This window comes from Streptomyces sp. rh34, assembly GCF_002551245.1.
Classification (GTDB): domain Bacteria; phylum Actinomycetota; class Actinomycetes; order Streptomycetales; family Streptomycetaceae; genus Streptomyces.
On sequence record NZ_NTGZ01000002.1, the window covers coordinates 74197 to 88809 of the forward strand.

1 protein-coding gene (only partly in view) is annotated in these 14613 nt (G+C 71.5%); it reads left to right on the forward strand.

The window, feature by feature from the left end; genetic code table 11:
- On the forward strand, positions 1-14613 hold the 5' portion of the coding sequence (locus tag CR470_RS01145; protein ID WP_179892077.1) for an SDR family NAD(P)-dependent oxidoreductase. It continues 4593 nt past the right edge of the window; only the first 14613 of its 19206 coding nucleotides appear in the window; the start codon lies at positions 1-3; its stop codon lies off the right edge, out of view.

Here is a 14613-nt window from a genome sequence, read left to right on the forward strand (position 1 = left end):
ATGACGGGTCGCATAGCAGTCGTCGGCATCGGCTGCCGGCTCCCCGGCGCGGAGGACCAGAACGCCTACTGGTCCAATCTCCACGCGGGAGTCTGCTCAGTCGGCGAGGTGCCCCCCGACCGCTGGGACATCGGACGCCACTACTCACCCGACATCTCCGTCCCCCACACCTCCGTCAGCAAGTGGTGCGGCCTCATCGACCGCCCCTACGCCTTCGACCATGCCTTCTTCCGAGTTCCGCCGAAGGACGCGGCGCTCATGGACCCCCAGCAGCGTCTGCTGCTGGAGGAGACCTGGCACTGTGTCGAGGACGCCGGCATCCCCATGGCCGACCTGAGTCACGCCCGTACCTCCGTGTACGTCGGAGTGATGGCGCGGGACCACCTCCAGGAGGCCGCCAAGGACGGCGCACCGGTGGAGAGCCACTCGGGACTGGGAGGCTACGACTGCCTGCTGGCGAACCGTGTCTCCCACTTCTTCGGCCTGCGGGGTGCCAGCATCTCCATCGATGCCGCCTGCGCCTCATCGCTCGTGGCCGTACACGCCGGTTCACAGGCACTGCGCACCGGAGAGGCCGATTACGTTCTGGCCGGCGGCGTCAGCCTGAACCTCCACCCCTGGAAGTACATCTCGTTCTCCAAGGCACGGATGCTCAGCCCCGAGGGCCGGTGCAAGACCTTCTCCCAGGACGCGGACGGATACGTGCCGGGAGACGGCGTCGCGATGGTGCTCCTGCGCCGCCTGGAAGACGCCGTGCGCGAGGGCAACCACATCTACGGGGTCCTGGCCGGAAGCGCCGTCAACCACGTCGGCCGTCGCGACACCATCACCGCTCCCAGCCTCGCATCCCAGCGCGACGTCGTCTCGACCGCGCTCACCCGTGCCGGCTGGGACCCGCGGACCGTCACGTACGTGGAGGCGCACGGAACCGGCACCTCGCTGGGCGACCCGATCGAGGTGGAGGCGCTGCGGGGCGTGTACGCGGCGGCGTCGGAGAACACCGGCTGGTGCCGCATCGGGTCGGTGAAGCCCAACATCGGGCACCTGGAGGCCGCGGCGGGGATCGCCGGGCTGATCAAGGTCCTGATGATGATGCGCGCGCGGACGATCCCTCCGAGCATCGGCATCCGCGAACTCAACCCGCTGATCCGATTCGACAAAAGCCCCTTCCAGGTGGCACGGGAAAGCTCCGCCTGGTCACCGCACGAGGAGGACGAACTCCTTCGCGCCGGTGTCAGCTCCTTCGGCATGGGCGGCGTGAACGCACACGTCCTCGTGGAGGAGTTCGCCGGCGCCCGGGCCGGCGCCAAGGAGCCCGCACGGGCCGGTGGCAGTCGCCGCGCGGGCACCGGACGCCACCCGTTCATGCTGTCGGCCCGCAGTCCCGAGGCCCTGGAACGGCTTCTCGACCGCTGGCGCGAGGAGCCCGGGCAGCACGGATGGACGTCAGAACCGGCCGCCGATGTCTGCCGGACGCTTTCCGTGGGGCGTGAGCACTTTCCGTACCGCGTCGGAGGCCTCGTCTCCGACGCCGGGGACATCACCGCCCTGGTCGATGCGGCCGCACCACCCCAAGAAGCCGTGACGGACCGTTCCTGGCTGCTGCGTGTGGGCCTGCTCGCCGTCCCCTCCCGTCGACAACTGCGGGAGCTTCTGGCCTCCCCGCTCTACACGGAAGCCGTCACCGGCCTGCGCAAGCAGTCGCCCGAGGGTGCGAAGGCCTTGCGGGACCTGCGCCAGGGCAGCGGCGGGCCGGGCGACGAGGTCGTTTTCACCTACCTGACCGTCCGCGCTCTGCTGCACGCGGGGTTCGCCCCGGAGTCGGTCACCGCGTACGGCCCCGGTGTCTGGGCCGCGCTCGCGGCCGTCGACGCCCTGGACGTTCCGGTCGCCGCCGCGCTCGCCCAGGGTGCCGGGCCCAGCACCGCCGTTCCGCTCCGTGCCCCGCGCATTCCCTTCACCGAACCGGTGAACGGCCAGGTCCTGCACCCCTACCGGCTCGACACGGACTATCTGACGGGCCTCCGGGCCGACCTGCGCGTGAGCGACGAGGAGTCCGCGCGCGTGCACGACCGCGCCCGTCGCCTCGCTGACGACCAGCACACCTTCCGCGGCCACATCAAGGAATGGGACCACCTCCTGGCAGAGCGGCAGGGGACAGGCCCCGGGTTGCCCACGGGCGGTGACGCCTGGCACACCGCGGCCGCCGACCCTTCCGACCCGGGCCGCACGCTGCGCGTGCTGGCCGCCGAGAACGCCCTCGACCTCCTGCACAAGAAGTGGGACATGGTCCACGAACGCGAGGTCGACAGCGCCCCGGTACGGGATCTTCTGGATCTGCTGTCCCATGGCGTCCTGACCCGGCAGGACGCCATCGCCCTCGTCCTGGGGGACGACTCGGAGCTTGCCGAGACAGCAGAGCGGGCCCGGCAGCGTACGAAGCTGCTGCCGGACGACGAAGGCGTTCCCCTGCTGCGGTCCCGCACCGGGACGAGCGTCGACTCCGACGACGTGTGCGCATGGGCCTCCGCCACCGCGACCGCCTCCGGGACGCACCGCCCGCAGGAGGCCGTTCTCTCCGTCGGAGCCGGTCTGCCCCTCTCGGCGGACGTCGTCGTCGACGGGGACGATGACCTCGCCGACGTGCTCGCCGGACCGCTGCTGAACCTCTGGCTGCGTGGCGTTCCCCTCGACTGGCGCCGCACGGCAACAGGGGCCCGGGGCAGGCTGCTGCCTCTGCCCACGACGGAGTTCGTCCGGAGCGAGCACCGGCTGGAGCGGCACCCCGCCCCTCGGCCCGCCCTCGCCGCCTCGGGCACTCCCACAGCGGCCGGCCCGGATCGAGCCGTGACGCTCCGGGAACTGTCCCGGCAGATCGAGGCCGTTTCCCTGCCGGACGGGGGGCGCACCGTGAGCGGGCCGCTCACGGTGGCCCTCCCCGCGAGGCTCCACGACGAACTGCGCGACCTCGTACAGAGCGCCCTGCCGGCCGATGAGCTCTGCTGGATCCGTCTGGGAGAGCGGTACGAGGACGACGGCACCGGCACCTGGACAGTGCGTGCCACGGAAGAGGGCGATTGGCGCAGGCTGTTCTCCACGCTCCGAGCCGACGGCCGCCTGCCCCGCCGCATCATCCATCTCTTGGCGCCGCGGGCGGACGCGCCGCTCGACGAACGGCTCACCGAGACGGTGTACAGCGCGTTCCTCCTGTCGAAGACCATCGCGTCCCTCCAGGAAAGCGGTCACACGGAAATCGTCTGCCTGCGGCCGGGCGTCGCCGCGGGTGAACCACTCCGGACCGGATACGCGGCGACCGCGGAGTCCGAGACCGCGGCCATCGCCGGCCTGGCCCGGAGCCTTCGCAGGGAGACGGCCAGGGTGCTGCTCCGCGCCGTCACCGTGGACACCCGGCCGACCGACCCGTCCGCCTGGCGGCGTGCAACGGAGGAGTTCGGGGCGACGGACGCAGCAGAATCCGTCCTCTACTTCGACGGCACCCGCCATGCGGAGCGGTACACCGAGAAGGAGTGGGACGCGCGCCGCGGCACAGGCGCGGACCCGTACACCGGCATCCGGCCCGGCGGCGTGTACGTCATCAGCGGCGGAGCCGGTGGACTCGGCCGGCTGATCACCGAGCACCTGCTGCGTACCCCGCGGGTCCGGGTGGTCCTGGTCGGCCGGTCCGAGCTCCCGTCGGCGCGCACCGACGCCATGACCGCGCTGCCCGGCGGGGACGACCCCCGGGCCGAGTACCTCACCGCGGACCTGCGCGATCCCGAGCAGGCCGAGGCCGTCACAGCCGTCGTCCGGGAAAGGCACGGGCGGATCGACGGGGTCATCCACGCCGCGGGCGTGCTCCGTGACGGACTGCTCGTCAACAAGACCCTCGACGACGTCCGGGCGGTGCTGACTCCGAAGATCCTCGGCGCCGTCAACCTCGACCGGGCCACCCGGGACGATCCGCTGGACTTCTTCGTCCTGTTCTCCTCCGTGGTCGCGGTGTCGGGCAACGCCGGGCAGACCGACTACGCCGCGGCCAACGCCTACCTCGACGCCTACACGGCCGAGCGGGAGCGCCTCCGCGGGGACGGGCAGAGGTCCGGCCGCACCCTGGCCATCGGCTGGCCCTTGTGGGAATCCGGTGGCATGACGGTGGCCGACTCCGGGAGCAGCGTCTTCCGGCAGGACCGCGGCGTGTTCCCGCTGCCGAGCCGCGAGGGCCTCGAAGCGCTCGACACGCTCCTCGCCGGCCCGCCCGGACACCGAGTCTTCGTCCACGGGACGCAGCAGGGCAGTACCTGGCTCCTGGCGGAGCAGCAGCGGGCTCCGGAGCCGACGCCCGCCCCAGCGACGGACAGGAGGCGCGGCGCGACCGCTGCTGCCGTGAACGATCCTGTCCAGCAGGCCGTCCACTACCTCGCGGGGGTCTTCGCCGAACTGCTCGGGGTCGAACCGGACCAGGTGGACCCGCGTACGGGGTTCGACGAGTACGGCATCGACTCGATCCGCATCAGCCAGTTCAACGCCCGCATCGAACAGGATCTGGGCGCTGTCCCACAGACGCTGCTGTTCGAATGCCGCACCCTGAGGCAGGCCGCGGAGCGGGTGGCCGCGCACCGGCCGGACGAACTGGCCGCCTGGTTCGCCGAAGGCGCGCAGCCGCGGGATGAGGCGGATGAGGTCCATCCCGCACCCGGCGGGCCTGCGCCCTCCGCGCGGGTTTCCGCGTCCGACCGCAGCGCCCTCCCCGCCCCGGAGCGCGACCCGATCGCCGTCATCGGCATGTCCGGCCGGTATCCGATGGCTCCGGACGTCGACACGTTCTGGGAGAACCTGGCCGCCGGCCGGGACTGCGTCACGGAACTTCCGCCGTCACGTCGCGCGTTGTGGCGTCTTGCTGCCGACGCGGCCGGCGACAGCGACATCTCCCACACCTCAGGTGGCTTCCTCGACGACGTCACACGGTTCGACCCGCTGTTCTTCAACATCTCGCCGCGCGAGGCAGAACTGATGGACCCCCAGGAGAGGATCTTCCTGGAGGTCGCCTGGGAGGCGTTCGAGGACGCCGGGTATCCCCCGTACCGGCTCGGTGACCCGGACGACCCCGCGCAACGCCGGGTCGGGGTGTTCGCGGGCGTCACCACGCAGACCTATCTGCTGTGGGGCCCCGACGAGTGGCGCGAGGGAAGCACTGACATCCCCACCTCCACCCAGTGGTCGGTCGCCAACAGGATCTCCTACTGGCTCGACCTGCACGGTCCCAGCATGCCCGTCGACACGGCCTGCGCGTCCTCGCTGCACGCGGTCCATCTGGCCTGCGAGAGCCTCTCCCGAGGCGAGTCCGACCTCGCCCTCGTCGGTGGTGTCAACCTCTACCTGCACCCCAGCAAGTACCGCTGGCTCTCCCAGATGCAGATGCTGTCGCAGACCGGGCGGTGCCACACCTTCGGAGAGGGAGCCGACGGGTTCGTACCCGGAGAAGGCGCGGGCGCGCTCGTCCTGAAGCCACTCCGGCGGGCGGTGGCGGACGGGGACCGTGTCCTCGGTCTGATCAGGGGGACCTCGGTCAACCACGGTGGCCGCACCAACGGATTCACGGTGCCGAACCCGCGCGCCCAGGCGGAACTCGTCCGCCGCGCACTCGACGACGCGGGCGTCGGCCCCGGGACGATCGGCTACATCGAGGCACACGGCACCGGAACGGCACTCGGTGACCCCATCGAGATCGCTGGGCTGACCGAGGCCTTCGAGGGCGTGCCGAGGAGTGCCCTGTCAGAGGACGACGGATGTTCCGTCGGATCGGTCAAGACCAACATCGGCCATCTGGAGGCCGCCGCCGGCATCGCCGGTCTGACCAAGGTTCTCCTGCAACTGCGACACGGGACTCTCGTTCCCTCGCTCCACGCGGAACGGGAGAACCCTCGATTCGACCTGGGCACCACACCCTTCCGGGTCCAGCGAGCGGCCGCCCGCTGGACCCGGAAGAGCGGTCCGGACGGTCAGGAGCTGCCCCGCCGTGCCGGGATCAGCTCCTTCGGAGCGGGAGGATCGAACGCACACGTGATCGTCGAGGAGTACGACGGACCCCGGGCGGCGCGCGGCGCCCCGGACGGAGAGCACCTGATCGTCGTGTCCGCCAAGGACCACGAACGGCTCCGCGAGCACTGCGCCAACCTGGCGCAGGCCGTCGCCGCCGGGAAGAGTGACCTGCTGCTGTCCGAGGTCGCCCACCAGTTGCAGGTCCGGCGGCAGCCGCTGCCCGAACGCGTGGCGCTGCTCGCATCGGATCTGGGGGAACTCGTGCAGCGCCTGGAGGCGGTGGCCGCGGGCCGCCCGCCGGCCGCCGGATGCTGGACGACCGACCGCACACCCGGAGCCCGGCAGGCGGCACACGAGGCGGTGCCGGGCGCTCTGCGCACCCGTGACCTCGGCCGGCTGGCCGCGAGCTGGGTGGCCGGCGCCGACGTCCCCTGGGCACAGCTGTACCCCACGCCCCTGGCCCATGTGGAGCTGCCCGCATATCCGTTCGCCCCTGAGCGCTACTGGCTGGAGCAGAAGCAGGGAGAAGAGGAAGAGCAGGCGATCGAACGCCGATCGGGCCAGGCGGACTCCCACCCGCTCATCAGCGGAGTCACGGAGGATGCCCAGGGCACGTTCGTCGACTTCACCGGGCACGAGTTCTTCCTGAAGGACCACCAGGTCGACGGCGTACCGATCTTCCCCGCCGTGGGCTACCTCGAGATGGTCAGAGCGGCCGCCCACCTTGCGGGCAGTCCCGCCGTACGGCTTCGGAACAACGTCTGGTCCGAGGCCATGACGGTGCCGGCGCCCCAGCGCTTCCACCTCGGTCTGGAACCGGCGTCCGGAGGCTGGGCCTACGAGGTGTACAGCGTCGACGGCGATGGCGCACGCCTCGTGCACGGGCGAGGCCGGGCGGACACGGGTACGGCCGATCCGGGCACAGCCGACCAGACCGTCGACATCGACGGTATTCGTGCCCGCTGTGGCGACCGGGCGGGGGCGGAGGAGTTCTACGCGCTCGTCCACCGGCTCGGCCTGCAACTGGGGGACGCCTATCAGGGCGTACGACGGCTGTGGTGGAACCAGGACGAGGCGCTCTCGGAGATCCGGCTTCCCGAAGCCGCGCAGGACGGATCCGACGGGTTCGTGCTGCATCCCTCGATGCTCGACTCCGCGCTTCAGGCGTCGTTGTGGCTGATCGAACGGCGCGAGGGGCGCGGCAGGCTCCACCTCCCCTTCACGATAGGAAGCGTCGACGCCACCCGAGCCACCCCGCGCCGCGGATTCGCCCACGTCGTCGTCCGCTCCTGGACCGAGGCCGGCAAGAAGATCGAGGTGCGGCTCTGTGACGAACAGGGGCGCGTTCTCCTGACCGTTCGCGACTTCTGGCTGCGGCCCTGGCGGACGGCGCCGGACGAGCAGCCCGCCCCGGTGCCGACAGGAGCCTTCTTCCGCCCGGCCTGGACGCCGCGGCCGGTCCTGACCGCTGGTCCGGCGGACGGCCGGCAACCCGCCACGGCCACCCTGGTGCTCGCCCCGACCACCGAGGCGGGACACGCGCTCGCCGCGGCCGTGTCCGCGTTCCCCGACGGTGCGGGTACACCCGTCGTGGTCACCCCGGGAACCGGTTTCCACGCCCCGGCCCAGGAAGGCCGGGGCCACGAGATCACCCTGCGCACCTCGGAGGCCGGGGACTTCCGGGACCTGGTGCGCGTACTGATCGACCGGGGAATGCTGGGCCGGGGAAGCGAGACACGCCTCGACATCCTCTCCACCTGGCCGGCGTCGGACTTCCAGGGCGGACCCGACGATGTCGAGGCACAACTCGACGACGGTCTGCGGCCGCTGTTCCACCTGGTCCACGCGCTTCTCACATCCGGTGACCACAGCCGGATCCATGTGGTGTGCGCGTTCCCCGGGAACGGGACGGGACAGCCCGGGTACGCCGCCCTGGGCGGATTCCTGCGCACCCTCTCCCGGGAGAGCACCCGCTTTTCCACCTCGCTGGTCGAACTGCCGGCCCATGACCTGACCGCCCTCGCGGAGGGCGGCGGTGCCGCCCGGACGCTGGCGGCCGAACTGTACGACCGGTCTTCGGCGAACGCGGAGGTGCGCCACCGGGACGGCCTGCGAGCCGTCAGGACCTGGGCCACGCACAACGTGCCGGCACCGGACAGGAGCACCCGCCTTCGCCGACGAGGCGTCTATGTGATCAGCGGCGGTGCGGGCGGTATCGGTGCGCACGTGGCGTGCGGACTCGCCGCCCGCCACGGCGCTCGTCTGGTGCTGGCCGGACGCTCTCCCCGCGACGAGCGGATCGACGCGCTCCTGGCACGGGTCGCCGCCGAGGGCGGCGAGGCCCGATACGTGCAGGCGGACCTCTCACGCGCCGAGGAAGCCGCCGCCGTGGTCCACGCGGCGGAATCGGCCTTCGGCGAGCTGCACGGAGTCTTCCACTGCGCCGGGGTGCTGCGGGACGCCTTCCTGGTCAGCCAGGATCTGGACCGCATCCAGGAGGTGCTGTCCCCGAAACTCCTGGGCGCCGTCCATCTGGATGCCGCGACCCGCGATCGGCCGCTGGACGTCTTCTGTCTGTTCTCGTCCGTCGCGGCGCCGCTCGGCAGCTCGGGCCAGGCCGGATACGCCTACGCCAACAGCTTCCTGGACGCCTTCGCCCACTGGCGGGAGGAGCAGTGCCGACGAGGCGCCCGCAGCGGGCACACCACCTCGTTGAACTGGCCGCTGTGGCAGGACGGAGGGATGGGCGTCGACGCGGAGGTGCAGACGTGGCTGAGGGTGAACCTCGGGCTGCTCCCGCTCCGGACAAAGACGGCGCTTTCCGCCCTGGACGCCGTCCTGGAAGGCCCTCCCGGCCAGGTCCTGTTCGTGGCAGGAGACGGGGCGAAGGTCGCCGAACAGCTCGGGGCCGGGGCGGCCGGCACCACCGTCCCCATGGATGTCGACCGCACGGAGGTCAGGGGTAGCGTTCCGCCGCAGCGGGCCGCTTCCCCGGAGGAAGAGAGGCAGGAACCGGTGGACGATACGGCCCCGCGGCTGCGAACAGCTCTGTGCGCGGCACTGACCGACGAGGTGGCCACCCTGGTGAAGCTCGACCCGGCACGGGTCGACCCGCGGGTCTCGATCGGCGACTACGGTTTCGACTCGCTCACCTTCAACCGGCTCGCCAACCGGCTCAACGAGTGCCTCGGGGTCGACATCACCCCGGCCACGTTCTTCGAGTACACCACCGTCGACGAGCTCGCCGGCCATCTCCTGGAGGCGTTCGCGGAGGAGATCGCGACCCGGATCCAGCCGCCCGCGCCGACCGGACCGGCCAACGGGCCGCAGGACGCCGTAGAGACCGCGGACACCCGGCCCGCCACTGCGCGGACCGCGGCCGCCGTGGCGGAGAAGCCGGCGACCCCGGCCGTACCGGCGGGGGAGCCCGCGGGCCCCGGCCCCATCGCCATCGTCGGGATGCACGCCGAGATGCCCGGCAGTGCCTCCCTCGACGCGTACTGGCAGCACATCGAGAACGGCGACGACCTGATCTCCGAGATCCCGGCCGACCGCTGGGACTGGCGGGACTTCTACGACCCCTCGGGACAGGGAAGCAACAAGACCGTCAGCAAGTGGGGCGGCTTCCTGCAGGACGTCGCCACCTTCGACGCCCGCTTCTTCGGCATATCGCCCCGCGAAGCACAACTGATGGATCCGCAGCAACGGCTGTTCCTGCAGACCGCCTACCGTGCCGTCGAAGAAGCCGGATACCGGCCCTCGGACCTCTCCTCCGACCGGACCCGTACCGGGCTGTTCGTCGGCGTGGCCACACACGAGTACTACGACCTGCTCCGGGAAGCCGGAGTGCCCACCGAGGCGTACACGACGACCGGACTGTTCCACGCGATCCTGGCCAACCGCGTCTCCTACCTGCTCGATCTGCGGGGCCCCAGTTTCCCCATCGACACGGCGTGCTCCAGTTCCCTCGTCGCCCTGCGGACCGCCGTCGAATCCCTCCAGGCCGGCAGCTGTGACGCGGCCCTGGTCGGCGGAGTGAACCTGCTGCTCTCGCCCACGATCTACGTCTCCTTCTCACGAGCGGGCATGCTCAGCCCGGACGGGCGCTGCAAGACCTTCGACGCGTCGGCCAACGGCTACGTCCGCGGTGAGGGGGTCGCCGCCCTGCTGCTCAAGCCGCTGTCCGCGGCGCTCCGGGACGGCGATCACGTCCACGCCGTCATCCGAGGCAGCTCCGTCAACCACGGTGGCCGCGTCAACACGCTCACGACCCCCAATCCGAACGCCCAGTCGTCCTTGATCGTCGATGCCTTCGAAGAAGCCGGTGTCGATCCGGAGACCGTCGGCTACATGGAGATCCACGGCACCGGTACGGCCCTCGGCGACCCGATCGAGATCAACGGCCTGAAGAAGGCCTTCCGGGAACTGCGCGACCGTGCCGGTCTGCCGCGACTCACCGAACCCACCACCGCGATCGGGTCCGTCAAACCGGTCATCGGCCATCTTGAGGCCGCAGCGGGCGTCGCCGGCATCGTGAAGGCCGTTCTCGCCATGAAACACGGCAAGCTGCCCGGCAGCCCCCACATCAAGGAGCTGAACCCGCACATCCAGTTGGAAGGAAGTCCGCTCCGGATTCCCGGCACGACCGAGCACTGGCCCCGGCGGACCGGCCCCGACGGGCGGGAACTTCCCCGCCGTGCCGGCGTGAGTTCCTTCGGGTTCGGCGGAACGAACGGGCACGTCCTGCTGGAGGAGTACCTCGACCACCGCCCGGCCGCCGTCCCCGCTTCCCGTAACGACCGTGGAGAGCACGTGTTCGTGCTGTCCGCGCGCACCGACGAACAGCTGAGGGAGTACGCGGCGCGGATGGCCATGGCGGTCCGGGCGGGAGACCGGGGTGCCCCGGACGGCACCGACCCGGGGGCGATCGAGTCCGAACTCGTCGCCGTCGTCGCGGACGCACTGGGCGTCCACCCCGGCGACGTACCCGTCGAGGAGCCACTGGGCGACCTCGGTCTGAGCCCGGTCTCCCTCGACACCCTGCGCGAATGGGCCGCCGACCGGCACTCGCCGGTGGACGGTGCGTCACTGGCCGGGCACTCGATCAGGTCCGTGGTCGCCGGCCTGCCCTCGGCCACCGGGCCGGGCCGGCTCCTCGACCTCGCGTACACACTCCAGCTCGGACGCGACGCCATGGAGCACCGCCTCGCGGTGGTGTGCGACGACGCCGACGTCCTGGCCCAGCGCCTGGACGCCTTCGCACGGGGTGGGACGCCGGGCAGGAACGTGTGGCACAGCGCCGCGGCGAAGCCATCCGGCCCCGCGTCCCTCCACCCGGACGAGGCCGACCCGCGGTCGACGGCAGAGCAGTGGACCACGGGCGCGAGCGTCGCATGGGAACGGCTGTACCGGGACGAGCGCCCCCTTCGCCTTTCGCTCCCCACCTACCCCTTCGCCCGTACGCGGTACTGGGTACCGGGCTCGGAGGACCGCGAGCGCACCTGGACCGTCCGGACCCGGCTGGAAGCCACGGACCGCCTGGTGGCCGAGCACCGTATCCACGGCCGCATGGTGCTCCCCGGCGTCGCGCACATCGGGCTCGCCCACACGGCGCTGGCCTCACGTCGCAACGGCAGGTACAAGCTCTCCCAGGCCGTATGGATCCGGCCGCTCGTCGTCGAGCCGGAGAGCCGCGCCGAGGTGGAGGTGAGGCTCCGGGAGAAGGACGGGCGCATCACCTACGAACTCCTTGCCGTCGATGACAGCGGCACGTCCGTGACCCACTCCCGGGGCACCTGGGAAGAACTGCCGAACGACAACCTGTCCGCCGGCCGGGCGACGGTCGACGTGTCGGCGATCCGGCGACGTTGCGGCCGCACGCTCGATCACGACGATGTCTACGAGCGGTTCCGTGCCCTGGGGCTGGACTACGGAGCGCTCTTCCGCGGCCTGCGCGAAGTCCATGTCGGCGAGAACGACGTCCTCGGAGCCTTCACGACCCGGTACGCGGGGGCAGCCCCGGAGGACCAGGCCTTCCACCCCACGGTTCTGGACGCGGCCCTGCAGGCCGTGAGCACGTTCGACTTCACCGGCCGGGCGGGGAAGGGAACGACCAGGCTGCCCTTCGCCCTCGAATCGGCCGACCTGGGGGAGCCGCTGCCGGACTCCGGGCACATCCATGTGCGCCGCGCCCAGGACGGCCAGTACGACGTGACCGTTCTGGACGGTGCTCACCGGATTCGCGCCGAACTGCGCGGGGTGACCGTGCGTGAGGGGGGATCCGGGCCCACCATGCCGACGAGCGACGAGCAGCAGCTCGCCCGCCTCCTCCACGAGCCCTACTGGACCGAACAGCCGCTGCCGGACGAGACCTCCCTCTCCTCGTCCCCGCCTTCGGACGGCGGGACGCTCGTCGTGCACCCGCCGCACTGCTTCGACCTCGACCACGCCCTGAGCTCCCGGGGTTCCGCGGGCGAGAGCCGGCGCATTCGGCTGGGCGCCCCCGGCACACCCACCCGTGCCCTGTCCGAGCGGGCGTGGGAAGTCGACGCCACTGACGACGTCGCCTTGCGCGACCTGTTGGAACGGATGGGGAACATCCGCCACGTCTGGTTCCTCGGCGGCGTGCGCGAGACGCGGCGGGAATCCGCGGGCGCTCGGGAACCCGGCGTCTCCGCAGACCCGGCCGAGGTCTTCTTCCGCCTTTTCAAGGCACTCTCGGACACCGACCGGACATCGACGCTGCACTCGCTCCGGGTCGTCACCAGCGACGTGCACGACGTGGACGGCAGCCGGGCCGGCAACCCGCGGGCAGCCGGCCTCGTGGGGCTGTGCAAGACCCTGGCCAAGGAGTACCCGCACCTGGGCGTCCGTTGCGTCGACATCGGGACACCGGCCTCCGGCCCGGCTCGGACGGCCGGGCAGGACCGCACGGTGGATGCCCTGCTCGCAGAACCGGCGCATCGCGACGGCGAGGAAGTGGCCCTCCGCGCCGGACGCCGGTTCGTGAAACGCCTGCGACCGCTGCCGCTCACCGCGCCCGCACAGCCTGTCTACCGGCAGGGCGGCACCTACCTCATCGTCGGTGGGACGGGAGGCATCGGCCGGACCCTGGCCCAGCACCTGGCGAAGTCCGCCGCGGCCCGCCTGGTGCTCGTCGGCCGCAGCGCACCGGGACCGAAGACGGACGAGGTCGTCGCCCAGATCGCCGAACTGGGCGGTGACGCACACTATGTCCGGGCCGATGCCACGGACCTCACCGCCATGAGGCGGGCCGTCGAAACGGCCGAGGCGCGCTTCGGCGGACTGCACGGCGTCTTCCACGCGGCGATGGTGCTGCGTGACTCGACCATCGAGCGCATGGACACCGAGGCGTACCGCGCCGTCTGCGCGCCGAAGGTCCGGGGCAGCGAGGTCCTCGGCGAGCTGTTCGCGGACACACCCCTCGACTTCCTGCTCTTCCTGTCCTCCGTACAGTCCTTCACCGGTGCCATGGGGCAAGGCAACTACGCTGCGGCCTCCACCGCCCAGGACGCCTCGGCCCGGGCCCTCGCCGGCCGGGCCGGCTACCCCGTCCAGGTCATCAACTGGGGCGTCTGGGGGGCGGTCGGCGCCGTGGCTTCCCCGCGCTACCGGGAGGAGCTGCGCTCCCGCGGCTACCGTCCCATCGAGCCGGCCGACGGCATGGCCGTGATGGAGCGTGTCCTCGCATCGGGCCGACGGCAGGTCGTCGCACTCGACGCCGACGAGCACGTCCTGCGGAGTATCGGTGTACGCACCGCCACGCCGGTCGCCGTCGCCGCGGCCGGCCGGCCCGCCGCCCCGATGACCGGATCAGCGGACCACCTCGCCGAGGAACAAGCACTCGAGGACTTCATCGCCCGTGAAGTGTGCGGTCTGATGCGGGAGGCCGGCCTGCTCCAGCAGCCCGGACAGGAACACGAACTCACCCGGCCCGCCCGCGCGCTGGGAGCACAGCCCCGGCACCTGCGTCTCGTCGACGGTCTGGTCGAGGTACTGGCCCGAGGCGGATACGCCGAGCTGGACGGAGACCGGATCCGCGCCACGGAGCGCGTCAGCACTACGGAGGACGGCCGGACCGGGGAGGAACGCGCGGCCGAACTGCGGTACGCCCACCCGGACCTCGGCTCCCGCATCGAGCTGGTACGCGTCTGTCTCGACGGACTCCCGCAGGTGCTCACCGGAGCGGTCTCACCGACCGAGGTGGTCTTCCCCGCAGGCTCCACCGAGCGGGTGGCCTCCGTCTACCGGGGCGCGCGGCTCGTCGACCACTGCAACCGGCTCCTGGCCGAGCACGTCGTGCGCCACGTCCGCGACACCGCTCCGGGCCAACGCCCCCGCATCCTGGAGATCGGAGCAGGTACCGGGGCCACCACGGCCGAGGTACTGACAGCGTTGCGCGATGCCGGGATCGAGGCCGACTACGACTACACCGACGTCTCCGCACGCTTCCTGCACGAAGCCGAACGGAAGTGGGCCGGGCGACACGACGTGCGGATGTCCTTCCGTCCGCTCGACGTCGGACGACCGCTCCAGGCACAGGGCTACGGGCAG